The 22,906-nt window shown below is 55.8% G+C and carries 31 protein-coding genes and 2 pseudogenes; 12 read left to right on the forward strand and 21 right to left on the reverse strand.

What is annotated here, in order from left to right; translation table 11 throughout:
- Nucleotides 1-39: 39 nt before the first annotated feature.
- Both H3L94_RS10180 and H3L94_RS10185 read left to right on the forward strand, forming a co-directional pair.
- Entirely contained in the window at nucleotides 40-621 is a 582-nt protein-coding gene (locus H3L94_RS10180; RefSeq protein WP_182121926.1) for a methyltransferase family protein, read from the forward strand.
- A gap of 52 nt (nucleotides 622-673) precedes the next feature.
- Nucleotides 674-1,540, forward strand: coding sequence for a DUF808 domain-containing protein (locus H3L94_RS10185; protein WP_182121927.1), 867 nt, complete (start codon nucleotides 674-676; stop codon nucleotides 1,538-1,540).
- Nucleotides 1,541-1,564: 24 nt separating this feature from the next.
- Here H3L94_RS10185 and H3L94_RS13095 read toward each other — a convergent pair.
- Nucleotides 1,565-1,777: pseudogene (locus H3L94_RS13095) on the reverse strand (hypothetical protein); the annotation flags it as partial.
- A 60-nt stretch (nucleotides 1,778-1,837) separates the two neighbouring features.
- Between H3L94_RS13095 and murI the strand changes: the two are divergent.
- From murI to grxD, 5 genes are all read left to right on the forward strand, one after another.
- The gene (gene murI / locus H3L94_RS10190) at nucleotides 1,838-2,653 is read left to right on the forward strand and encodes a glutamate racemase (protein ID WP_182121928.1); all 816 of its coding nucleotides are present in this window, start codon (nucleotides 1,838-1,840) and stop codon (nucleotides 2,651-2,653) included.
- Nucleotides 2,654-2,696: 43 nt separating this feature from the next.
- Nucleotides 2,697-3,323, forward strand: a complete 627-nt coding sequence (gene purN / locus H3L94_RS10195) for a phosphoribosylglycinamide formyltransferase (RefSeq protein WP_182121929.1) — start codon at nucleotides 2,697-2,699, stop codon at nucleotides 3,321-3,323.
- Nucleotides 3,324-3,484: 161 nt separating this feature from the next.
- Entirely contained in the window at nucleotides 3,485-4,174 is a 690-nt protein-coding gene (locus H3L94_RS10200) for a DUF3108 domain-containing protein (RefSeq protein ID WP_182121930.1), read from the forward strand.
- Nucleotides 4,175-4,407: 233 nt separating this feature from the next.
- Nucleotides 4,408-5,676 (forward strand): RsmB/NOP family class I SAM-dependent RNA methyltransferase, encoded by a 1,269-nt coding sequence (locus H3L94_RS10205; protein ID WP_182121931.1) that lies wholly within the window; start codon nucleotides 4,408-4,410, stop codon nucleotides 5,674-5,676.
- 26 nt (nucleotides 5,677-5,702) lie between these two features.
- A complete protein-coding gene (grxD, locus tag H3L94_RS10210; RefSeq protein WP_182121932.1) occupies nucleotides 5,703-6,014 on the forward strand; it encodes a Grx4 family monothiol glutaredoxin in 312 nt (103 codons plus the stop codon).
- A gap of 377 nt (nucleotides 6,015-6,391) precedes the next feature.
- On the opposite strand, the gene H3L94_RS12675 is transcribed toward grxD, so the two are convergent.
- Nucleotides 6,392-6,574, reverse strand: a complete 183-nt coding sequence (locus H3L94_RS12675) for a lipoprotein signal peptidase (RefSeq protein ID WP_244958900.1) — start codon at nucleotides 6,572-6,574, stop codon at nucleotides 6,392-6,394.
- A 12-nt stretch (nucleotides 6,575-6,586) separates the two neighbouring features.
- Here H3L94_RS12675 and H3L94_RS10215 point away from each other — a divergent pair, with 12 nt between their 5' ends.
- Nucleotides 6,587-7,252, forward strand: coding sequence for a glutathione S-transferase (locus H3L94_RS10215; RefSeq protein WP_182121933.1), 666 nt, complete (start codon nucleotides 6,587-6,589; stop codon nucleotides 7,250-7,252).
- 87 nt (nucleotides 7,253-7,339) lie between these two features.
- On the opposite strand, the gene rpsT is transcribed toward H3L94_RS10215, so the two are convergent.
- Nucleotides 7,340-7,603, reverse strand: coding sequence for a 30S ribosomal protein S20 (gene rpsT, locus H3L94_RS10220; protein ID WP_009118998.1), 264 nt, complete (start codon nucleotides 7,601-7,603; stop codon nucleotides 7,340-7,342).
- Nucleotides 7,604-7,742: 139 nt separating this feature from the next.
- Nucleotides 7,743-8,177, reverse strand: coding sequence for a PaaI family thioesterase (locus tag H3L94_RS10225; protein ID WP_182121934.1), 435 nt, complete (start codon nucleotides 8,175-8,177; stop codon nucleotides 7,743-7,745).
- A 147-nt stretch (nucleotides 8,178-8,324) separates the two neighbouring features.
- Between H3L94_RS10225 and hflX the strand changes: the two genes are divergently transcribed.
- Nucleotides 8,325-9,530, forward strand: coding sequence for a GTPase HflX (gene hflX / locus H3L94_RS10230; protein WP_182121935.1), 1,206 nt, complete (start codon nucleotides 8,325-8,327; stop codon nucleotides 9,528-9,530).
- Between the two features lie 23 nt (nucleotides 9,531-9,553).
- Here hflX and H3L94_RS12680 read toward each other — a convergent pair.
- From H3L94_RS12680 to H3L94_RS12685, 3 genes and pseudogenes are all read right to left on the reverse strand, one after another.
- Nucleotides 9,554-9,748, reverse strand: a pseudogene (locus tag H3L94_RS12680) (hypothetical protein); the annotation flags it as partial.
- The gene (locus tag H3L94_RS10235; protein WP_182121936.1) at nucleotides 9,714-10,301 is read right to left on the reverse strand and encodes an RDD family protein; all 588 of its coding nucleotides are present in this window, start codon (nucleotides 10,299-10,301) and stop codon (nucleotides 9,714-9,716) included. The gene H3L94_RS10235 and the pseudogene H3L94_RS12680, both read right to left, overlap by 35 nt.
- A gap of 95 nt (nucleotides 10,302-10,396) precedes the next feature.
- A complete protein-coding gene (locus H3L94_RS12685) occupies nucleotides 10,397-10,567 on the reverse strand; it encodes a lipoprotein signal peptidase (protein ID WP_244958753.1) in 171 nt (56 codons plus the stop codon).
- 107 nt (nucleotides 10,568-10,674) lie between these two features.
- Between H3L94_RS12685 and prmA the strand changes: the two genes are divergently transcribed.
- From prmA to argA, 3 genes are all read left to right on the forward strand, one after another.
- Entirely contained in the window at nucleotides 10,675-11,568 is an 894-nt protein-coding gene (gene prmA / locus H3L94_RS10240; RefSeq protein WP_040660235.1) for a 50S ribosomal protein L11 methyltransferase, read from the forward strand.
- Nucleotides 11,569-11,673: 105 nt separating this feature from the next.
- Nucleotides 11,674-12,675 (forward strand): zinc ribbon domain-containing protein, encoded by a 1,002-nt coding sequence (locus H3L94_RS10245; protein WP_182121937.1) that lies wholly within the window; start codon nucleotides 11,674-11,676, stop codon nucleotides 12,673-12,675.
- A 1-nt stretch (nucleotide 12,676) separates the two neighbouring features.
- Nucleotides 12,677-13,996: an amino-acid N-acetyltransferase gene (gene argA, locus H3L94_RS10250; RefSeq protein ID WP_182121938.1), complete on the forward strand. Its 1,320-nt coding sequence runs from the start codon at nucleotides 12,677-12,679 to the stop codon at nucleotides 13,994-13,996.
- Between the two features lie 231 nt (nucleotides 13,997-14,227).
- Here argA and typA read toward each other — a convergent pair whose 3' ends face one another.
- The 14 genes from typA to rplF form a co-directional block, all read right to left on the reverse strand.
- On the reverse strand, nucleotides 14,228-16,036 hold the full coding sequence (typA, locus tag H3L94_RS10255; protein ID WP_009119006.1) for a translational GTPase TypA: 1,809 nt from the start codon (nucleotides 16,034-16,036) through the stop codon (nucleotides 14,228-14,230).
- Nucleotides 16,037-16,205: 169 nt separating this feature from the next.
- Nucleotides 16,206-16,595 (reverse strand): 50S ribosomal protein L17, encoded by a 390-nt coding sequence (gene rplQ, locus H3L94_RS10260; RefSeq protein WP_040660237.1) that lies wholly within the window; start codon nucleotides 16,593-16,595, stop codon nucleotides 16,206-16,208.
- A gap of 25 nt (nucleotides 16,596-16,620) precedes the next feature.
- Nucleotides 16,621-17,604, reverse strand: coding sequence for a DNA-directed RNA polymerase subunit alpha (locus tag H3L94_RS10265; protein ID WP_040660239.1), 984 nt, complete (start codon nucleotides 17,602-17,604; stop codon nucleotides 16,621-16,623).
- Nucleotides 17,605-17,631: 27 nt separating this feature from the next.
- On the reverse strand, nucleotides 17,632-18,252 hold the full coding sequence (gene rpsD / locus H3L94_RS10270; protein ID WP_040660241.1) for a 30S ribosomal protein S4: 621 nt from the start codon (nucleotides 18,250-18,252) through the stop codon (nucleotides 17,632-17,634).
- An 18-nt stretch (nucleotides 18,253-18,270) separates the two neighbouring features.
- Nucleotides 18,271-18,666, reverse strand: coding sequence for a 30S ribosomal protein S11 (rpsK, locus tag H3L94_RS10275; RefSeq protein WP_002216249.1), 396 nt, complete (start codon nucleotides 18,664-18,666; stop codon nucleotides 18,271-18,273).
- 23 nt (nucleotides 18,667-18,689) lie between these two features.
- The gene (gene rpsM, locus H3L94_RS10280; RefSeq protein ID WP_009119010.1) at nucleotides 18,690-19,052 is read right to left on the reverse strand and encodes a 30S ribosomal protein S13; all 363 of its coding nucleotides are present in this window, start codon (nucleotides 19,050-19,052) and stop codon (nucleotides 18,690-18,692) included.
- Nucleotides 19,053-19,124: 72 nt separating this feature from the next.
- A complete protein-coding gene (gene rpmJ, locus H3L94_RS10285; protein ID WP_003697674.1) occupies nucleotides 19,125-19,238 on the reverse strand; it encodes a 50S ribosomal protein L36 in 114 nt (37 codons plus the stop codon).
- An 18-nt stretch (nucleotides 19,239-19,256) separates the two neighbouring features.
- Nucleotides 19,257-19,475 (reverse strand): translation initiation factor IF-1, encoded by a 219-nt coding sequence (infA, locus tag H3L94_RS10290; protein WP_009119011.1) that lies wholly within the window; start codon nucleotides 19,473-19,475, stop codon nucleotides 19,257-19,259.
- Between the two features lie 26 nt (nucleotides 19,476-19,501).
- Nucleotides 19,502-20,809: a preprotein translocase subunit SecY gene (gene secY / locus H3L94_RS10295; protein ID WP_182121939.1), complete on the reverse strand. Its 1,308-nt coding sequence runs from the start codon at nucleotides 20,807-20,809 to the stop codon at nucleotides 19,502-19,504.
- A gap of 14 nt (nucleotides 20,810-20,823) precedes the next feature.
- Complete coding sequence (rplO, locus tag H3L94_RS10300; protein WP_182121940.1) at nucleotides 20,824-21,255, reverse strand: 50S ribosomal protein L15; 432 nt, start codon at nucleotides 21,253-21,255, stop codon at nucleotides 20,824-20,826.
- Nucleotide 21,256: 1 nt separating this feature from the next.
- On the reverse strand, nucleotides 21,257-21,442 hold the full coding sequence (gene rpmD, locus H3L94_RS10305; protein WP_040660248.1) for a 50S ribosomal protein L30: 186 nt from the start codon (nucleotides 21,440-21,442) through the stop codon (nucleotides 21,257-21,259).
- Nucleotides 21,435-21,956, reverse strand: a complete 522-nt coding sequence (gene rpsE, locus H3L94_RS10310) for a 30S ribosomal protein S5 (protein WP_009119015.1) — start codon at nucleotides 21,954-21,956, stop codon at nucleotides 21,435-21,437. The genes rpmD and rpsE overlap by 8 nt, the downstream gene beginning before the upstream one ends.
- Before the next feature lie 32 nt (nucleotides 21,957-21,988).
- Nucleotides 21,989-22,342, reverse strand: coding sequence for a 50S ribosomal protein L18 (gene rplR / locus H3L94_RS10315; protein ID WP_009119016.1), 354 nt, complete (start codon nucleotides 22,340-22,342; stop codon nucleotides 21,989-21,991).
- A gap of 17 nt (nucleotides 22,343-22,359) precedes the next feature.
- Nucleotides 22,360-22,893 carry a 50S ribosomal protein L6 gene (gene rplF / locus H3L94_RS10320; RefSeq protein ID WP_040660250.1) on the reverse strand — a complete coding sequence of 178 codons (534 nt, stop codon included), beginning with the start codon at nucleotides 22,891-22,893 and terminating at the stop codon, nucleotides 22,360-22,362.
- Nucleotides 22,894-22,906: the final 13 nt, after the last annotated feature.

Below are 22,906 nucleotides of genomic sequence, written 5' to 3' on the forward strand. Positions count from 1 at the left end.
CGCCGCCTCCGCTCACGCCCACTGCTGCTGGAAAGCGTGATGAAACTGTCCGCCCTCGCCGGCATTGCCTGGTTTGCCGCCCAAGTGTGGCAAACCTATCTGCGCACCGGCGATGCGGTATTGCTGCTTCTGCTGGTCGGCGAAGTCCTTACCCTGAGCCTGGTATTGCTGGCCAAGCCCACCGCCACGCGCAGCTTTGCCCCCGCCTCGCTGGCGGTGATTGCCGCCCTGTCGTTCTACTTCGTTTGGGTGCATCTGGAACCGGGCACCGCGCTGGTGCCGCCCGCCGTCTCGGCCGCCGTGATGGGAATGGGCATTGTGTGGCAGATGTATGCCAAGCTGTGGCTGGGCCGCTGCTTCGGCATTCTGCCCGCCTGCCGCGGCATTGTGGTCGGCGGCCCCTACCGGCTGGTGCGCCACCCGATTTACTTGGGCTACTTCCTGACCCACGCCGGCTTTCTGCTCGGCCACTGTTCCGCTTTCAATCTGGCCGCTTTCGCCGTGTATTACGCCCTCGAGCTGTGCCGCATCCATTACGAAGAGCGCCTGCTGTCGGCCCATCCGCGCTACCGGCGCTATCAGGCCGAAGTAAAATACCGCCTGATCCCGTTTATCATTTAAAATCCGCTTCCTTCAGCACACTTTCACACACCATATTCATAAGGAACCGCACATGGCTTTCGCCTCCCTCTTTACCCTGCTCGACGACATCGCCTCCGTTCTCGACGACGTGGCGCTGATGACCAAAATGGCCGCCAAGAAAACCGCCGGCGTGGTGGGCGACGATTTGGCGCTCAATGCCAACCAAGTCACCGGCGTGAGCGCCGAACGCGAATTGCCGATTGTGTGGGCGGTGGCCAAAGGCTCGTTTATCAACAAGCTGATTCTGATTCCCGCCGCCCTTTTGCTCTCGGTGTTCGCACCCGCCCTGATTGTGCCGCTGCTGATGATCGGCGGCGCCTACCTCTGTTTCGAAGGCGTGGAAAAGCTGCTGCACAAGCTGCTACACCGCCACGAAACCCACGAGGGCAGCACACCCGATGAATTGATCGACGAAAACGCCAAAATCAAGGGCGCCATCCGCACCGATTTCATCCTTTCCGCCGAAATCATCATCATCGCCTTAGGCGTGGTGGCCGCCTCCACGCTCACCACCAAAATCCTGGTGCTCTCCGCCGTGGGCATCGGCATCACTTTTGTGGTGTACGGCATGGTGGCGCTGATTGTGAAAGCCGACGATTTCGGCCTGCGTCTGATGCAAACCCCGGCCACCGCGCCGGTGGGCAAAGCCATCATCCTCTTTATGCCGTGGTTTATGCGCTCGCTCAGCATCATCGGCACCCTGGCCATGTTCTTGGTGGGCGGCGGCATCTTTACCCACTACTGGCCGCAATTGCACCACTGGCTGCACGCCAACCAATGGGACAGCGGCCTGATGGGCCACCTCGCCGCCCTAATCACCGGCATCGCCGTCGGTGCCGTGGTTTGCGCCGTGGTGCTGCCGCTGATCAAAGTGTTCGGCAAAAAAGACGCTCATTAAAGCCGCTTCCACACGCTGTCTGCCGTCAGGCTGAGACCTTTGCAAAACCCCCAGATGTGGATGCAGTTCAAGGCGTAGCAGCGCAGCGAACGTGAACGTCAGGAATCCCTGTGGGACAGACATATCATCTAGATAGGCAAGTGAGCGAGCAGCGCACAACGCAGAAATGCGCCGCGGATGGGGGTTTTGCAAAGGTCTCAGGCTACCTGAAACCCCGTTCAGGTAGCCTGACGGCATTCTGCTTCCACACCCGCGAAGTGGTACAATCCGCCGCCTGTTGATTTTCTCCTTACCGCCATGTCCTCATCTGCTTTGGCCCAACGCCCCATCGGCGTGTTCGATTCCGGCGTCGGCGGCCTCACTGTGGTGCGCGCGCTGATGGAGCGCCTGCCCAACGAAAACATCGTCTATTTCGGCGACACCGCCCGCGTGCCCTACGGCGTCAAATCGCGCAGCACCATCGAAACCTTCACCGCCCAAATCGTCGAATTTCTGATGCAGAACGAAGTGAAGGCGCTGGTGATTGCCTGCAACACCATCGCCGCCGTGGCCGGGCAGCGCGTGCGCCAAATGGCCGGCGCCATGCCCGTGCTCGACGTGATTGCCGCCGGCGCCGAAGCAGCGCTGGCCACCTCGCGCAACCACCACATCGGCATCATCGCCACAAGCACCACCGTCAACAGCAATGCCTACGCCCGCGCCATCCACGCCCACAACCCGCAGGCGCGCGTGCAGTCGCAAGCCTGCCCGCTCTTGGTGCCGCTGGTGGAAGAAGGCTGGCTCGATCACGAAGTCACCCGCCTCACCGTGCGCGAATACCTCAAACCGCTGCTGGCCGAAGACATCGACACCCTGGTGCTGGGCTGCACCCACTATCCCCTGCTCAAGCCCTTGGTCAAACAGGAAGCCCCGCGCCTGCAACTGGTCGATTCCGCCACCACCACCGCCGAAGCCGCCGCCCGGGCACTGGCCGCCGCCGGCCTGCTCAATCCCGACCCCGCCCCGGCCGACTACCGCTTTTACGTGAGCGACATCCCGCTGCGCTTCCAAACCATAGGCGAACGCTTTTTGGGCCGCAGCCTCGAACAAATCGAAATGATGCGCCTGGGCTGATGCCGCCTCAGGCTACCTGAAACCCCTTTCCTTGCGTCCGACCATGAAAAACATCGTCATCCTGATTTCCGGCCGCGGCTCCAATATGCAGGCCGTGGTAGAGGCCGCCATTCCCGGTGCGCGCATCGCCGCCGTGCTGTCCAACCGCCCCGACGCCGCCGGCCTCGCCTGGGCCGCCGAACAAGGCATCCCCACCGCCGCCCTCAACCACCGCGACTACCCCGATCGTGCCGCCTTCGACCAAGCCATGATGCAACTGATCGATGGCTACGCGCCCGACCTCGTGCTGCTGGCCGGCTTCATGCGCATCCTCACCCCCGAATTCTGCGCCCGTTACGCCGGCCGCCTGATCAACATCCATCCCTCCCTGCTGCCCGCCTTCCCCGGCCTGCACACCCACCAACGCGCCTTAGACGAAGGCTGCCGCGTGGCCGGCTGCACCATTCATTTCGTCACCGCCGAGCTCGACAACGGCCCCATCATCGCCCAAGGCGTGGTGCCCGTATTGGACGGCGACAACGCCGACGCACTCGCCGCGCGCGTACTGGCCGTCGAACACCGCCTGCTGCCGCAAGCCGTGGCCGACTTTGTGGCCGGCCGCCTGCACATCGAAGGCAAACGCGTGCGCAACCAACGCCCCGCAGACGCCGCCGAGCCTTTGCTGGCCTAAACATCCGCTTTCAGGTAGCCACTGCCCGTTCCGCACCACACAAACCACCAACAGGCTACCTGAAAACCCGCCGACACGCCCTAACGGAACTTTAAACGACTTAACCCGCCGCCGTGCTACATTGGCGCCCGTTTGATTCCGTTTTTCCCGAAAGAGACCCCATGACCCCCACCCTCCGCCGCAGCCTGCCCGTGTTCGCCCTGGCCTGCGCCTTTGCCGCCCCCGCCCAAGCCGACACCGCCTTCCCGCAAAAAGCCGAACTGCAATACGTCGGCCCCTACGGCGTGCCCGCCGTGATGACCTTCGAGCGCAACGGCAGCCAATACCGCGTGGTGGCCGACATCAACGCCCCCATGTACAAAATGCGCTTCACCTCCCAAGGCCGCATTTCCGGCAACCGCCTCAGCCCCGCCAGCTACAGCGACATCCGCCGCGGCCGCCCCTATGCCGGCGCCACCTTCAATTACGGCGCCAAAACCGTGAGCTACGGCAAAGCCGGCGCCACCGAAACCAAGCCCATGAACGGCCCCACCTTCGACCTCTTCACCCTCGCCTGGCAGCTCGCCCTCAACAACGGCCAATTGCCCGCCAATCTGAACATCACCAACGGCAAACGCCTCTACACCGTACAAGGCATGACCCGCCTCTCCCCCGCCAGCTACACCATCAACGGCGGCAGCATTCCGGTCAACCGCTTCCGCGTGCAGCGCGGCGACGACACCATCGAATACTCCTTCGCCCCCGATTTCGCCAACATTCCCGCCCGCATCAAATACACCGACGACGGCACCACCTACGAGCTGAAACTGCGCAGCGCCAAAATCGACGGCGTGACCATCCAGCCCAAATAAGCCGCCTGCCGGCACCATCGGGGCGCGCATCTCTGCCGCTCCGAGACCATTGCAAAACCTCCAGATGTGGATGCAGTTCAAGGCGTAGCAGCGCAGCGAGTGCAGACATATCACATAGATAGGCAAGCGAGCGAGCAGCTCACAACGCAGAAATGCGCCGCAGATGGGGGTTTTGCAAAGGTCTTGCCCCGTTCTGCTGCCCGCCCCACCCATCCTCAGGCTACCTGAAACCCATGCTTTCCCCCCGCACTCTCCGCCACGCCGCCGACGTTCTGCCCCAAGTGCTCGCCTTCCGCCAGCCGGCCGATGCCGTACTGGCCGCCTACTTCCGCGAACACAAACAACTCGGCCGCCAAGAACGCCAGGCCGTGGCCGACACCGTATTCGCCGCCATCCGCCACCGGCAGAAAATCCAAGCCGCCCTGCCGCAGGCCGGCCGCCATCCCGAACACACCGCCTTGGCCGCCGCCTACTTCGGCGCCTTGGCCGCCCCCGAACAGCTCGCCGCCTGGGCCGCAGAGCATCACGCCGCCCACCTGCCGACCCGTTTGGCCGACACCGCCGCCCAAGCGGCGCACAGCCTGAATACCGCCGCCGAGCTGCCCGCCTGGCTGATCGACACCCTGCGCCGCGACGGCTGGCACGACGACGCCATCCTCGCTTTCGGCCGCAGCACCGCCCAAGCCGCCCCGCTCGACCTGCGCGTCAACACCCTCAAAGCCAAACGCGACAAGGTGCTGGCCCAACTGCGCGACGAAGGCCTGGCCGCCGAAGCCACCCCCTATTCGCCGTGGGGCATCCGCCTGCACGACAAAACCGATTTCGGCCGCCACCCGCTCTTTCTCGACGGCAGCATCGAAATCCAAGACGAAGGCAGCCAGCTGCTCGCCCTCGTCAGCGGCGCCAAACGCAACGAAATCGTGGTTGATTTCTGCGCCGGCGCCGGCGGCAAAACCCTGGCCATGGGGGCCATGATGAAAAACAGCGGCCGCCTGTATGCTTTCGACGTGGCCGAAAAACGGCTGGCCAATCTCAAGCCCCGTCTGCAGCGCGCCGGCCTCAGCCAAATCCATTTACAGCGTATCGAACACGAGCAAGACTCCCGCCTCGCGCGCCTCTACGGCAAAGCCGACCGCGTGCTGGTGGACGCCCCCTGCTCCGGCCTGGGCACCCTGCGCCGCAACCCCGACCTCAAATACCGCCAGTCGCCCGACAGCGTGGCCGAGCTGGCGGCGCTGCAGGCGCGCATTCTCGCCGCCGCCGCCCGCCTCGTCCGCCCCGGCGGCACCCTGATTTACGCCACCTGCAGCATGCTGGCCGCCGAAAACGAAGCCCAAATCGAACGCTTCCTCGCCGATCAGCCCGGCTGGCAAAGCCTGCCCGCCCTACTGCCCAAGGGGGATACGCAAATGCCGCAGACAGGTGTATATTTGCGCCCCAATCCCGCCGAACATCAAACCGACGGCTTTTTTGCCGCCGTTTTGCTGCGTCAGGCTACCTGAAACCCTCCCACACCCCGAGGACAACCATGAGCAATATCCAAGAAGAAATCAAAAAAGTCGTTACCGAAAACCGCGTGGTGCTGTTTATGAAAGGCAGCAAGCAATTTCCGCAATGCGGCTTTTCCGCCCGCGCCGTGCAAATCCTGCAGGCCGCCGGCTGCACCGACTTCGTGACCGTCAACGTGCTGGAAAACGACGCCGTGCGCCAAGGCATCAAAGAATACGCCAACTGGCCCACCATCCCGCAGCTGTATGTGAACGGCGAATTTCTCGGCGGCTCCGACATCATGATGGAAATGTTCGAAGCCGGCGAATTGCAAGAAACCCTCAAAGCATAAGACGTGCCGCCGGCTCCGCCGAAAAACACACAGGCTACCTGAAAATGTTCAGGTAGCCTGTGTGTCAAACCACCGGCCCTTTTTGTGCATCGCAATATGCCAACTTTGGCCAACAACAGCAAAACCGAAACTTTTGTACCCCCCCACCTGTGGCACATTTCTGCATTGTGCGTTGGTGCCCTGGCGGCGCTACCCGCTTGCCCATCTAGCTGTTCTGTGTGTCCCATGCAGATTCCTTGCGCCCAGACTCCTTGCGCGGCCAGGCCTTGAACCGCATTCGCATCTACAGGTTTTACACAGGTCCAGCCCATTCGCCTGCAGACGTGACGCAGGAAAACCGTTCGTCTGCACCGGCACCGCCGCCGTTTTCGGCGGTTTCAGGTAGCCCGAGACCTTTGCAAAACCCCCAGATGTGGATGCAGTTCAAGGCGCAGCAGCACAGCGAGCGTAGACATATCATCTAGATAGGCAAGCGAGCGAGCAGCGCACAATGCAGAAATGCGCCGCAGATGAGGGTTTTGCAAAGGTCTCAGCCCGTGCGCCCGCCCCGCTGTTCCCACCCGGAGAACCACATGATTACCCTGTACGCCCTCAAACAATCCCGCGCCTACCGCATCGCTTGGCTGCTCGAACTGCTCAATCTGCCCTATCAAGCCGAAATCATCGAACGGGACGCCGCCACTTCGCTCGCGCCCGAGCGGCTGCGAACCCTCCACCCGCTGGGCAAATCGCCCCTGATTGACGACAACGGCCGGGTCTTGGCCGAAAGCGGCGCAATTGTGGAATACCTGCTGGCACGCTACGGCCAAGACCGCCCGCTCAAGCCGTCCGCAGACAGCCCCGTCTACCCCGACTATCTGTTTTGGCTGCACTATGCGGAAGGCTCGCTGATGCCTTTATTGGTGATGTCGCTGGTCTTCCGCAAAATCGACGAGCGCAAAATGCCGTTTTTCGCCAAACCCGTCGCCCGCAAAATCACCGGCGGTGTGCGCGATGCCTTTTTACAACCGCAACTGAAACTGCATCTCGAGTTTGTCGAGCAACAGTTGGCCGGCCGCACTTGGCTGCTCGGCGACGAACTCAGCGGCGCCGATATCATGATGAGCTTTCCCTTGCAGGCCGCCCTGTCGCGCACCCCGCTGGCGCTGCCGAATATCGCCGCCTATGTTGCCCGCATCGAAAGCGACCCTGCTTATCAGCGGGCGCAAGCACGTTTGGGCAAATTGGCATTCCTGTAGCCGGGCCAAACGGCATACGCCAAGCATACGGACAAACAAAAAACCGAATCTGGCACAGATTCGGTTTTTTACATCGGAGCACAGGGCTTAGGCCATGGCTTTAACTTTGGCAGACAGGCGGCTTTTGTGACGGGCGGCTTTGTTTTTGTGGAACACGCCTTTGTCGGCGATGCGGTCCATCACTTTGGTGGCCGCTTGCAGTTCGGCTTGGGCGGCGGCTTTATCGCCGGTTTCCACCACTTTCAATACTTTTTTCACCGCAGTACGGAAAGCGGTACGCAGGCTGGCATTGTGGGCGCGGTTTTTTTGCGCCTGACGGGCGCGTTTACGGGCTTGTGCGCTATTGGCCATAAGAACACTCCTAAAGAATAAGGTCAAATTTGCAAACGCGGAATTCTAATGTTTTCAGGTTTTAAATGCAAGCGCGGATTCGGTTTTCCGCCTTTGCCTGACACCAAAACGCCACCGCCGACGGCCGGCGCGGTTGGTTTCAGGTAGCCTGTTTGCGCGCCACCACCATATTGCTCATGCTCATGGCGCACACCAGCCGCCCTTTCTCGTCGGTCACCTCCATCTCGGTGTAATGCACGCTTGTGCCTTTGCGCCGCAATACCGCACGGCAGTACACGGTGCCGGTAAACACCGGGCGCAGATGGTGGGCGGTGATGTCGGTGCCCACCGCCATCAGGCCGCTGTCGGTCAAAACATGGTTCGACAGCGTCGAACCCACGCTTTCGCCCAAGGCCACGCTGGCACCGCCGTGCAAGAGGCCGTAGGGCTGGTGCACCTGCGGGCGAACCGGCATTTTGGCCAGCAGAAAATCTTCTCCCACATCAATGAATTCAATGCCCATCCATTCCAGCATGGTTTGGCGGGATAAATCGTTCAAATGCCGCAACAGCACAGGCTTATCGGTTTCGGTCATGGTGTCTCCTCTTCATTTCGGCGCATCCGTCAGCAGCCGTTCACCACTTGGGCGCCCAACAAGCGTTTCAGGTAACCCGGGCCACGGTCTGAAGTACGGAACAAGTGGGCTATAATAAACGCCCTTTCCCTTTCTGCACAGTCAGCCATGTCCCGCCGAATCCTTTTCCAACTCGACAAATCCCTGGAGCGCCCCGAACGCGTGATGCTGGCGGGCGTGATGCTGTCCGACAGTTTCAGCGGCAGTAACGAGAGCCGCGAACACGCCTTCCGCGCCGCCCTACAGGAAGCCGCCGAACTGGTGGCGGCCACTGGCGGCGAACTGGTGCACACCGAAACCGCCAAACGCGACCGCGCCCACAGCGCTCTGTTTGTGGGCAGCGGTAAAGCGGAAGAACTGGCCGAAGCCGTTCGGCAGCACAATATCGAGCTGGCCGTATTCAACCACGAGCTCACGCCCACCCAGGAGCGCAATCTGGAAAAAATCCTGCAATGCCGCGTCTTGGACCGCGCGGGCCTGATTCTGGCGATTTTCGCCCAACGCGCACGCAGCCAGGAAGGCCGCCTGCAGGTGGAACTGGCGCAGCTTACCCACCTTTCCGGGCGGCTGGTGCGCGGTTACGGCCACCTGAAAAGCCAGAAAGGCGGCATCGGCCTCAAAGGGCCGGGCGAAACCCAGCTCGAAACCGACCGCCGCCTGATCCAAACCAAAATCACCGCCCTGCGCCGCCAGCTCGAGGCGGTCAAAAAACAACGCGAAACCCGCCGCAAATCACGCCTGAAAGCCGGCGCCACTTCGCCCGACGGCCGCTTCCACGCGGTGAAAACCTTTGCCATCGTCGGCTACACCAATGCCGGCAAATCCAGCCTGTTCAACCGCCTGACCAAAGCCGACGTACTGGCCAAAGACCAGCTGTTCGCCACCCTCGACACCACCGCGCGGCGGCTGTACCTCAATGCCGACACCAGCATCATCCTCACCGACACCGTGGGCTTCGTGCGCGATCTGCCGCACCAATTGGTGGCCGCCTTCTCCGCCACCTTGGAAGAAACCGCACTGGCCGACGTGCTGCTGCACGTGGTGGACGTTTCCCACCCCGACCACGAACGCCAAATCCAAGACGTCAATACCGTGCTGGCCGAAATCGGCGCCGACGGGCTGCCGCAACTGCTGGTTTACAACAAAACCGACCTGCTGCCGCCCGCACTGCGCCGTGAAGGCATCTTGCGCAACGCCGCCGGCCAAGCCGTAGCCGTCGGCATTTCCGTGCTCACCGGCAGCGGTTTGGACGAACTGCGGCAGGCCCTTGGCGAATGGGCGCAAACGCCTGCGCCCACGCAACAGGCTACCTGAAAACCCGAGGCGGCACACCCAGTCTGAGACCTTTGCAAAACCTTCAGATGTGGATGCAGTTCAAGGCGTAGCAGCGCAGTGAGTGCAGACATATCAGATAGATAGGCAAGCGAGCGAGCAGCGCACAACGCAGAAATGCGCCGCAGATGAGGGTTTTGCAAAGGTCTCAGTCTTTCAGGTAGCCTACACCCGCACCACCACGGTTTTCGCCAGCTTATCCTGCAAGGTTTGGCGCCGCCGGTCGGAAAACAGCATCACCACGCACACCAGCGGCACCAGCCAGCCCAAAAACGGCAACAACAGCATAATCGGCAGCCAAAGCAGCTCCCGCCCAAACAGCAAACGCCCCCAACCCAACGGTCTGTTTACCTCATCCACCACCTTCACGCCCAACAAGCGCTTGCCCCAGCTCTGCCCGCTGCGCGCCATAGAGAACGCCTGACCGCCAAAATACACCGCACAAATTATCCCCAGCAGCACCCCCGTCGCCCGGTCATCAACCGGTAGCGAAAACATCACGGCCACCATCACCACCCCCACCGCCACCAACACAAAAAATACGCCGTTGAGTAGCACCGCCAGCACCCGTCGCACCGGCCCGGCCAAACCGAGCACTTCCGGCACGGCCCACGCACCCGCCGCCGGTGCCTCGGCAGCGCCGAACAACTGGTCTTCCAGCGAGCCGGCGCCGCGGGTTTCCGGCGCCGCAGCTTGCGGCATGCGCTCCTGCTTCGGCCGTCGTCCCACATTCCTCAAACGAAAATCCTGCATGGCTGTTCTCCTTCATTGCCTGTTGTGCTTATTGTAAACCGTTGGCAGATGCCGCAGGTCGTTTCGCTGTATTCTGCGCCGCAGTCATGCTCTTTTCAGGTAGCCTGAGACCTTTGCAAAACCCTCGGATGTGGATGCAGTTCAAGGCGTAACAGCGCAGCGAGCGAGAACACTAGGAATCCCTGCGGGACAGACCTATCATCTACAAGGCTAAGCGAACGAGCAGCACACAACGCAGAAATGCGCCGCAGATGGGGGTTGTGCAAAGGTCTCAGCCTGCCCAAGGCTACCTGAACCGCCGTTTCCCTGCGCAGACCGCGCGCTTTCCGCTACAATGGCGGCCTTCTTACAAACTGTCCAACCCCATCACGCCATGTCTTACCAACAAGCCGCCATTCCCGTGAGCGAACGGGTGGCCGAAGCCTTTTCCGACGCCCTGATGACCCACGGCGCCCTATCCGCCGCTATTGAAGACGCCTACGCCGGCACCGACGAAGAGCAGGCCATTTTCGGCGAGCCGGGCGAACCCACCGAACAGCTGTGGCAACGCAGCCGCATCCTCGCCCTGTTTGCCCAAGATGCCGATGTCGCCGCCGTGGTTCAAGCCGCCGCCGCCGACTGCCGGATGCCGGTGCCGCCCTACCACATCGACGAATTGCCCGAGCAGGACTGGGTGCGCCTGACCCAAGCCCAGTTCGACCCGATCCGTATTTCCGAACGGCTGTGGATTGTCCCCACCTGGCACGACATCGCCGACGAGGCCGCCGTCAATCTGCGCCTGGATCCCGGCTTGGCCTTCGGCACCGGCAGCCACCCCACCACCCACCTCTGCCTGCAATGGCTGGACGAACAGCTGCAAGGCGGCGAGCGGGTGCTGGACTACGGCTGCGGCTCGGGCATTCTGGCCATCGCCGCCCTCAAACTGGGTGCCGCCGCTGCCGACGGCGTGGACATCGACGCGCAAGCCATCCGCGCCAGCCGCGACAATGCCGAGCAAAACCAAGTGGCCGCCCGCTTTTTCCTGCCCGACGCCCTGCCCGAAGGCCGTTACGACGTAGTCGTAGCCAACATTCTGGCCAACCCCCTGCGCATGATCGGCAGCATGCTGGCCGCCCGCACCCGCCCCGGCGGCCGCATCGTCCTCTCCGGCATCCTCGAAGATCAAGCCGAAGAATTGAGCGGCATCTACGCCGAATGGTTCGACATGGCGCCGCCCGTGGCCGACGGCGGCTGGGTACGCCTGAGCGGCACGCGCAAGGACGGCTGAACCAACACAAAACCGACACTTGGCGGCATCAGGCTACCTGAAAGATGACAGCCGCCGCCAATCCTTCCTACAATGCCCTCTACCCAACCACCGCCCACAACGCCGATGAAGACCGTTCCGCTCAAATGCCCGAAATGCGAAACCGAAAACAGCTACGCCGTTGCCGACATCAAAGCCGCCAACGGCCAAGTTGAATGCGCTTGGTGCGGTCATCCGTTTATGGTGGCGCGCAAAGCCAAGCCGGCGGCAGAACCGCCCCCGCCTGCGCCGCAAGCCGTTCCCGCTGCCGACACCACCGATCTGCGGCACGCCAAAATCCCCCTGCGCGAAAAACTGGCCCGTCTCAAGCAACATTCCGAAGCCTTGGCGGCCCAGCAGTCTGCCCAACAATCAGCCGGCAAACCCGCAAACACCGCAGAGCAAACCTCCGTTCCGCCCGCACCCCAAGCACCAACCGCAAGCGCACCGGCCGACACCGCTCCGTCCCCGCGGCCTGCGGTTGAGCCCGTCAAAACCGAACCCACGCCTGCACCCGCTGCCGGAACCGCCAGCAAAACAGCAACTACCGAAACCGAACCGGTATCGCTTACCGATAAGCAAACCGAAGCGCCCGACATCCGCACCCTGCTCCAACGCAATGCGACCATCGACAATGAAACCGGCCAGCCCTTGCCGTTCCAGTTGTATCAGGAGCCGGCCAGCCCCACGACCGTCCGTACCGATTCGGCGGCCACCATCGAGGCCTTGTTGCAGCGCACCGGCAACCAAGCTCCGCCCCCTGCCACGCTGCCAAATATCGATTCTCTGCTGAAAACCATTCAGCAAAATACCCCGGCCGCACCCGGCGGCCACACGCAAAACATCCACATTCAGGCGCAAAGTCTGGTGTTCAACCTGGTATCCGGCAAAGACGGCGCCGCCCACTTGCCCCAAGCGGCCGGCCTGCTGCCTGCCGTCATCGACCAGCCCACAGACGGTGGCCAGCCCATCGATCCCACGCCGCCGGTCAGCCGGCAAGAACACGATTTCAACTGGACGCTGGCTTCTTTGGTCGCGCTCACCGTGCTGATTATCCAACTGTTTTATTATCTGTTGATGATGCGCTGATATGCAGGCCGCCTCCGACGATTTCATCCTACACTTCCGCGAAGCCGCTCCCTATATCCATGCCCTGCGCGGCAAAACCGTGGTCATCGGCATCAGCAGCGCCCTGCTGACCGGCAATACCCTCACCGCCCTCGCCGCCGACATCGGCCTATTGGCCGGATTCGGCGTGCGCTTGGTGTTGGTACACGGTACCCGCTGCCAAATCACCGCGCAAACCGAAGCGGACGGCGACACCCCGCGCTACCACCGCAACCGCCGCATCACCGACGCCGCCACCCTGCAGCGCACCAAACAAGTATGCGGCGTGCTGCGCACCGATCTCGAAGCCGCCCTCTCTTTAGGGCTGTCCAGCCTGCCCGGCCGCGGCCGCGGCCTACGCATCGTCAGCGGCAATTTCGTCACCGCCCGCCCTTACGGCGTACTCGACGGCATCGACATGGGCTATACCGGCCAAGTACGCAAAATCGACACCCAAGCCCTGCAAGACTGTCTTGACGACGGTGCGGTGGTCTTAATCAGCCCCATCGGCCACTCGCTCAGCGGCCGCAGCTTCAATCTCAGCATGACAGATATCGCCGAAGCCGCCGCCATCGCCCTGCAGGCGGAAAAACTGGTGTTCATCACCCCCCAGCCCGGCATCACCGACACCGGCAACCGCCTGCTCACCAACCTCACCGCCCAAGAAGCACGCCAACTACTCAACGAACAGCAAGTGCCGCCCGAACAGCAACGCCTGCTGCAAGCCGCCCTCAACGCCCTACGCCACCATGTGCAGCGCTGTCAGATTGTTTCAGGTAGCCTAGACGGCAGCCTGATCCGTGAACTGTTTACCCGCCACGGTGCCGGCACCTCCATTGCCGGCGGCGAGTTCCTCAACATCCGCCCCGCCCGCAGCAGCGACATCGCCGACATCGTCCGCCTCACCCGCCCGCTGGCCGAACAAGGCATTCTGCTGCCGCGCAGCCGCGGTTATTTAGAAAACCACATCGGCGAATTCAGCGTATTGGAAGACGACCGCCACCTCTGCGGCTGCGTCGCCTTGAAAACCTATCCCGAAGCACAGGCGGCCGAGCTGGCCTGCCTCGCCATCTCACCCGAAGCACGCGACAGCGGCTGCGGCGAACGGCTGCTCGATTACGTGGTGCAACAGGCACAAAGCCGCCAACTGCACAAACTGTTCGCCCTTTCCACCCAAACCGGGGAATGGTTTCTCGAACGCGGTTTCCGTACGGCCTCGCCTACCGACCTGCCGGAGGAACGCCGCCGCCAATACCAAGAAAACGGCCGTTGCTCGCATATTTTTCTGCGCGAGCTGCATTGAATCACCCACCGGCTGGACAGATTCAAGCGTAAGTGAAAAGTAACGCTGAGATCTTGGCAAATCTAGATGTGCATATGAGCGAAGCCAGTTTGACCGCCGGAAATCCCGGTGGGGCGGAGCTTGCCTCAAAAATCACTTCGCAAGCATGATGAAGACATACCGAATCAGAAAAGGCTACCTGAATCTTTTCAGGTAGCCTTTCCAGTATTGATGCCGCATCCAGCAGGTAAATCAGTCTTTTTTGAAGTGACGGCGGCGTTCCTGCTCAGTCAGATAACGCTTACGCAAACGAATGGACTTGGGCGTGATTTCCACCAATTCGTCATCGTCGATAAACTCCACCGCGCTCTCCAACGTCAGCTTGATCGGCGTGGTCAGGCGCACCGCCTCGTCGGTGCCGCTGGCGCGCACATTGGTGAGTTTCTTGCCCTTAAGCGGATTTACCACCAAGTCGTTGTCGCGGCTGTGGATGCCGATGATCATGCCTTCGTAAATCTTCTCGCCCGGCGACACAAACATGCGGCCGCGGTCTTCCAGATTCCACAAAGCATAAGCCACCGCCTCGCCCTGCTCCTGCGATACCAACACGCCGTTGTGGCGGCCCGGCATGTCCGGTTTTACCGGCGCATAATCGTCAAATACATGGCTCATCAAGCCGACACCGCGGGTCATGGTCATGAACTCGCCCTGGAAACCGATCAGACCGCGGGCCGGAATGTGGTATTCCAAACGGGTGCGGCCGTTGCCGTCGCTTTCCATATTGGTCAGCTCGCCACGACGGCGGCCCAGCTCTTCCATTACCGCGCCTTGGTTGTCGTCGGGCACATCCACCGTCAGATTTTCATAGGGCTCGCATTTTTGGCCGTCAATCTCGCGGTACACCACCCGCGGCTTGCCGACCGCCAGCTCATAGCCTTCACGCCGCATGTTTTCCAACAAAATGGTCAGATGCAATTCGCCGCGGCCGGACACACGGAAAATATCGGCGTCTTCGGTGTCTTCCACCCGCAAAGCCACATTGGTCAGCAATTCTTTTTGCAGACGGTCGCGGATTTGGCGCGAGGTAACAAATTTTCCTTCGGTGCCGGCCAAGGGCGAGGTGTTGACCATAAAGTCCATGGTCAAGGTCGGCTCGTCCACGCTGAGCATAGGCAAACCTTTGGGGTTGTCTTTGTCGCTAATGGTCACACCGATACCGATGTCCTCGATACCGGAAATGATCACGATGTCACCGGCTTCGGCTTCTTCCAAAGGCACCCGTTCCAAGCCTTTAAAACCGAGCAGCTGGTTGATGCGGCCTTGGGCTACTTGTTGCTCGTGGTTCATCACCGCCACCACCTGACCGGGCTTGATGCGGCCGTTGAGGATGCGGCCGATGCCTAAGCGGCCGGTATAGTTGTCGTAATCCAGCTGGGAAATCTGCAGCTGCAGGGTTTCATCGGCGCTGCCGGAAGGGGGCGGCGTGTGTTTGAGAATGGTGTCAAACAGCGGGCGCATGTCTTGATTGTCGTCGCCCTCTTCCAGCTTGGCAAAACCGGATAGGCCGGAAGCATAGACAATGGGAAAATCCAGCTGCTCGTCGCTGGCGCCCAGCTTATCAAACAGTTCAAAGGTTTGATCAATCACCCAGCTGGGACGGGCGCTGGGCTTATCAATTTTGTTAATCACCACAATGGGGCGTAAGCCCAAGGCCAAAGCTTTTTTGGTGACAAAACGAGTCTGCGGCATCGGCCCTTCCTGAGCATCCACCAGCAAGACCACGCAATCGACCATGCCCAATACCCGTTCCACTTCACCGCCAAAGTCGGCGTGCCCGGGCGTATCGACGATATTGATGTGGTAGCCCTCATATTCGATGGCGGTATTTTTGGCCAAAATGGTAATGCCGCGTTCTTTTTCGATGTCATTGCTGTCCATCACCCGCTCGTCAACCTGTTGGTTGGCACGGAAAGTGCCTGACTGGCGCAGCAATTGGTCAACCAAGGTGGTTTTGCCGTGGTCCACGTGGGCAATGATGGCGATATTACGGATAGATTTCATAAGATATTGAATTCAAATTGAATGGTAAAGACTGGTTGATTATAACAACCCGACAAAGATAATAGCAAAAACGCGCCGACGCGACCGTCATCTGATCAATCTCGGCTTTTATAAAAAAAGGGCCGAAGCAAATCGACCCTTTTCAGCGCCTTCTCAACGTTAGGCGAAATTAATTTTGCTCTGAAGACTCTTCAGTACTGGCAGCCAAATCGGTCAGCTGCACCAAAGCCAAAGGCGCATTGTCACCTTTACGGAAGCCGTATTTCAAAATACGCACATAGCCGCCGTTCCGGTTTGCAAAACGTACACCCAGCTCATCAAACAGCTTCACAACCACATCACGATCACGAGTACGGTTGAACGCCAGACGACGGTTGGCCAAAGAAGGCTTTTTACCCAAAGTAATCAGAGGCTCTACAACGCGACGCAACTCTTTTGCTTTCGGCAGAGTGGTTACGATGGTTTCATGGGTCAACAAAGAGTTGGCCATGTTACGCAACATGGCAGCACGATGGCTGCTGGTGCGATTCAATTTGCGGTTAGCATTACCATGACGCATGTCATTATCCTTTTATCATCAATTCTTAAAGCTTATCTAAACCGGCAGGCGGCCAAGCTTCCAATTTGGAGCCCAAAGTCAAACCTTTCGAAGCCAAAACTTCTTTGATTTCATTTAAAGATTTGCGACCCAAATTGGGGGTTTTCAACAGTTCAGTTTCGGTACGCTGAATCAAATCACCGATATAATAGATGTCTTCTGCCTTCAAGCAATTCGCAGAGCGAACGGTCAATTCCAAGTCATCAACGGGACGCAGCAGAATCGGATCAATCGGTGGCGCTTTTTCTTCAACCTCTTCAACCGGTGTACCCTGTAGATCAGCAAAAATAGACATCTGATCAATCAAGATACGAGCCGCACTACGCACAGCTTCTTCAGGATCAATCGAGCCATTGGTTTCAATGTCTAAAATCAAGCAGTCTAAATCCGTACGCTGTTCTACACGCGCAGGTTCCACATCAAAACTGACTCTGCTGATCGGCGAAAAACTTGCATCCAGGTGAATGGCGCCAATTTGCTTGTAATCGTCTTTACGCGTACGATTAGTAACGGACTGGTAGCCACGGCCTTTTTCCACTTTAATGGAGAGCTCAATTTTTCCATTATCCGCCAAATGGCAAATAATATGATCAGGATTGATGACTTCAACATCGTGCGGCAACTCGAGATCACCTGCAGTCACAATACCGCCACCGCTCTTTTTTAGACCAACCTGAACAGAGTCACGACCGAGCAACTTAAATACCACTCCTTTAATGTTCAGGAGAATATCAACCACATCCTCCTGAACACCATCAAGGGTCGAGTATTCATGCAAGACACCCTCAATAGATACTTCTGTGGGTGCGAAACCATTCATTGATGACAGTAAGATACGCCGCAAAGCATTACCTAATGTGTATCCGAAACCACGTTCAAAAGGCTCCATTGAAACCTTAGCACGAGTAGCAGACAAGGCCTCGACGTCAATTTGACGAGGCTTTAAGAATTCGGAAGTGCTGTTTTGCATTTAACGGTCCCTCACTGAGTTAATGGATTATTTCGAGTAGAATTCAACCACTAACTGTTCATTAATATCGCCGTACAATTCAGCACGATCAGGCATATTTTTGAAAGTTCCCTCTAATTTATCGGTGTCTACGCTCACCCAGCCGGGCAAGCCGATTTGAGTAGCCAAATTCATCGCCTCCAAGATGCGTGCCTGTTTTTTCGCTTTTTCACGAACAGATACCACATCACCAGGCTTCACTTGGAATGAAGGAATATTCACTACTTGGCCATTTACCAAAATGGCTTTATGAGAGACCAATTGACGAGCCTCTGCACGAGTCGAACCAAATCCCATCCGATAGACCACATTATCTAAACGAGATTCTAAAAGTTGCAAAAGCAGCTCACCAGTTGAGCCTTTACGGCGGGCAGCCTCAGCAAAGTAACGTCTGAATTGACGCTCTAATACGCCGTAAATACGACGAATTTTTTGTTTTTCACGCAATTGCAGACCATAATCAGACAGTCTGCCACGGCGTGCACCATGCTGTCCCGGTGCACTGTCTAGTTTACATTTAGATTCCAAAGAACGACGAGCGCTCTTCAAAAAAAGATCCGTACCTTCACGGCGCGATAACTTACATTTAGGACCGATATAACGTGCCATATCTCACTACTCCAAAAATTAAATACGACGCTTCTTAGGCGGACGGCAACCGTTATGAGGCAACGGGGTAACGTCTGTAATACTGGTAATTTTGAAACCAAGAGCATTGAGAGCACGAACAGAAGATTCTCGGCCAGGACCAGGGCCTTTGATGCGAACTTCCAAATTTTTCACGCCATACTCTTGGGCAACTTTACCAGCGGCTTCTGCTGCTACTTGAGCAGCAAACGGTGTACTTTTACGCGAACCTTTAAAACCAGCGCCGCCAGAGGTAGCCCAAGATAATGCATTGCCTTGACGGTCAGTGATGGTAATAATGGTATTGTTGAAAGATGCATGAACATGCACAATACCTTCACTTACGGTTTTGCGTACTTTTTTACGTACACGCGAGGCTGTGTTTGCTTTAGCCATCAATTAAATCCTTAAGAAAGAAATTATTTTTTACCTGCAATTGCCTTGCGCGGACCTTTACGAGTACGAGCATTGGTTCTCGTACGCTGTCCCCTACAGGGCAAACCACGACGATGACGGAAGCCACGATAGCAGCCCATATCCATCAGACGCTTGATATTCATCGTTACTTCACGGCGCAAGTCACCTTCAACTTCATATTTAGAAACCTGCTCACGTAAAGCATCCAATTGTGATTCATCCAAGTCTTTCACTTTGGTGCTGGCATTCACACCAGCAGCCTCGCAAATTAACTTGGCACGAGTAGCACCAATACCGTAAATAGCCTGCAGGCCAATAACGATATGTGCATGATTAGGGATATTTACCCCTGCAATACGAGCCATACTTAATTCCTTAATTTGGCAACCAATTAATTAACAAATCATCACTAAACTTAGGCCAATCGATTTGATACATCAACCTTGACGCTGCTTGTGACGCGGATCTGTACAAATTACCCGTACCACCCTATTTCGGCGGATAATTTTACAATTACGACATATTTTCTTTACAGATGGTTGAACACGCATTTCATTTCCTTTTTAAAATTAACGGGCTCGAAAAACAATTCGCGCACGCGATAAATCATAAGGCGTCATCTCAACAGTAACTTTATCACCGGGAGAGATCCTGATATAGTGCATACGCATCTTACCAGAAATATGCCCCAACACCTCATGACCATTCTCCAACTTTACTTTAAAAGTTGCATTAGGAAGAGTCTCCAAAATCTCCCCCTGCATTTGAATAGTATCTTCTTTAGCCATAAATCTCTTAAATTAAATTAATCTAATTATCTTCTTGCCGCAGACTTACGCAACAAATGTTCATATTGTTGATTCATACGATATGAGGCAATTTGTGTTCCAAAGTCCATCGTCACCACCACCAAAATAAGCAGCGAAGTACCACCAAGGTAAAAAGGAATACTCAACATTCCAGTTACAAATTCAGGAATCAAACAAACAATAGTTATATAGAGTGCACCAAAAAAAGTCAGATGCAAAACAACTTTTTCTAGATATCGCGATGTTTGCTCACCAGGCCTAATACCAGGAACAAAAGCGCCACTCTTCTTCAGATTTTCTGCCATTTCTCTTGGACTGAATACCAAAGCAGTATAAAAATAGCAAAAAAAGATAATGGCAACGGCAAAAATAATCACATACAGAGGTTCACCATGCTGTAGATACGCTGCCAATCTGGTAATCCAATTATCAGCACCGGATACACCCGCCCAGCTAACGATCTGAGACGGAAACAAAATAATGCTGGAAGCGAAAATTGGTGGGATAACTCCAGCCATATTCAGCTTAAAAGGCATATGAGTAGTTTGACCTTGAACAATGCGATTACCCACTTGCCGTTTAGCATGGTGAATAGGAATCTTTCTTTGAGCACTTTCAATATAGACAACTACATAAATCAGAAGTAGCGCACCTAACACAATAAATAATGCAGTCAAATAATGCAGTGTTCCATCCGCCGTCATAGAAAATAACTGACCAATACTACTCGGCAAAGTAGCAATAATTCCCGCCGTAATAATCAAAGAAATTCCGTTACCAATTCCACGTTCTGTTATCTGTTCACCTAGCCACATTAAGAACATAGTCCCAGTAACCAAGCACACAACACCAGAAACAAAAAACTCCAATTTAGGAATTGAAACAATACCTTGCTGATAAACAATACCCGTAGCAAACAAGCTTTGCACAAAAGCCAAAGCTAATGTAGCCCATCTGGTGTATTTAGTTAGAACACGCCGACCAGATTCCCCCTCCTTCTTCAAAGCTTTCAAGGAAGGAACAATTTCTGAACCAAGCTGAATAATAATAGAAGCAGAAATATAAGGCATAATACCAATAGCAAACAGACTGAATCTTTCCAAAGATCCTCCGGAAAACATATTCAGCATACCCAAAATACCTGCGTTACTATTGCTATTTTGAAATAATTGAGCCAATGCAGCAGCATCTACACCAGGAACTGGTATATGTGCCCCAATACGAAAAACAATGAGTGCACCAAGCAAAAATAGCAATCGGCTTCTTAAATCGCCTAATTTAGCCACTCCTGATGTAGATTGCTTTGCTAACACGTTACTTACCCTAATTATTTAATACTACCGCCCGCGGACTCGATCGCTTCTCTCGCTCCAGCAGTCAACTTGATACCGCTTAACTGAAAAGCCTGTTTTGCTTCACCACCAGCAATTAATTTAACACTCAAAGCATTATTCGGAATCAAACCGGCTTGCTTTAATGTTAATAAATCAATTTCATTAACCGCCAAAGCATTCAAATCTGAAACCTTCAGCTCTGCATTAAATGCAGCAGTCAATGATTTAAAGCCTCGCTTAGGTAAACGGCGTTGCAAGGGCATCTGCCCCCCTTCAAAACCAACTTTATGGAAGCCACCAGAACGACTTTTTTGACCTTTATGGCCTCGGCCGCCTGTTTTACCTAAGCCGCTGCCAATGCCACGACCTACCCTGCGTCGTGCATGTTTAGCCCCTTCTGCTGACTGAATACTATTCAGAAACATCTTATCCCTCCACCTTCAAAAGGTAGCTTACCTTATTAATCATGCCCCGATTTTCGGGAGTATCCAGTACTTCAACGGTATGTTCACGATGCCTTAAGCCTAAACCCTTAACACAGGCACGGTGACTTTTGATCGTACCAATCAAACTTCTAACCAAGGTCACTTTAATCTTTTTTTGCTCAGTCATTGCCATTGACTCCTAAAATATCTTCTACAGCCAATCCACGTTTAGCTGCAATTTCAGCCGGAGTATAAAGTTTGGATAGACCATCTAAAGTTGCACGAACGATATTGTAGGGGTTGGTTGAACCGTGTACTTTTGCAGAAATATTATGGATACCCATCGCATCAAATACTAAGCGCATAGGCCCACCAGCTTTCACCCCGCTACCTTCTTTCGCAGGCTGCATAAATACCCTAGTTGCACCATGCTTGCCTATTACTTCATGATGAATTGTTCCATTTTTTAATGGAATTTTAATCATTGAACGCCGTGCTTGATCCATTGCTTTTTGTACAGCAACAGGTACTTCCTTAGACTTACCCTTACCCATACCAATTCGACCATCTCCATCACCAACTACAGTCAGTGCAGAAAAGGCCATAATTCGGCCACCTTTCACCACTTTAGTCACGCGGTTAACAGCTACCATTTTTTCAATCAGGCCATCGCCGCGCTCTTCCATTTCATTTTTTGCCATCTTATTTAAAGACTCCAGAATTTTATTTAGTTTTAAAAGCTCAAGCCATTTTCACGGGCAGCTTCAGCCAAGGCCTTCACACGACCGTGATACTGAAATCCAGATCGATCGAATGCAACTCTTTCGATACCAGCATTTTTCGCTTTTTCTGCAATTCTTTTACCAATGATGGCCGCAGCTTCAACAGTACTACCAGATTTAATAACAGAGCGAACCTCAGCTTCCAATGTTGAGGCGGAGGCCAATACTCGATCACCTTCTGCATTAATTACTTGTGCATAGATATGATTATTTGTACGGAAAACACACAGTCGTACCATTTTCAATGCTGCGATACGCGAACGAGTTTTACGCGCCCGACGCAGTCTAGTCATATGCTTATTCATATAAATATGGGCCTCAATTATTTTTTCTTAGCTTCTTTCATTACAACAACTTCGCCAACATAGCGAACACCTTTGCCTTTGTAAGGCTCAGGCGGGCGAAATGCACGAATTTCAGCTGCTACCTGTCCAACCGCCTGTTTATCGGCACCAAAAAGAACAATTTCTGTCTGACTGGGGGTTTGAACACTCACACCTTGAGGCATTTCATACACAACCGGATGAGAAAAACCTAAAGATAAGTTCAACACAGAGCCCTGTGCTTGAGCCCGATAACCTACCCCAATGAGTTGAAGGCGCTTTTCAAAGCCTTCTGCAACACCTTTGACCATATTCGCTATAATTGCACGGATTGTTCCAGACATTGCATTGGCTTGCTTACTATCAGAAGATGGAGAAAAAAGTAATTTATCATCACTTTGTTCAATATTTACATCACCGTTTAAAGGAAGTGATAGCTCACCATTTTTACCTTTAACAGTTAATACTTCCGCTCCAAATTTAATTTCCACACCAGCAGGAACGATTACTGGATTTTTTGCTACGCGAGACATAACAATTCCTTCT

This window comes from Neisseria shayeganii, from assembly GCF_014054965.1.
In the GTDB taxonomy this organism is placed as follows: domain Bacteria; phylum Pseudomonadota; class Gammaproteobacteria; order Burkholderiales; family Neisseriaceae; genus Eikenella; species Eikenella shayeganii.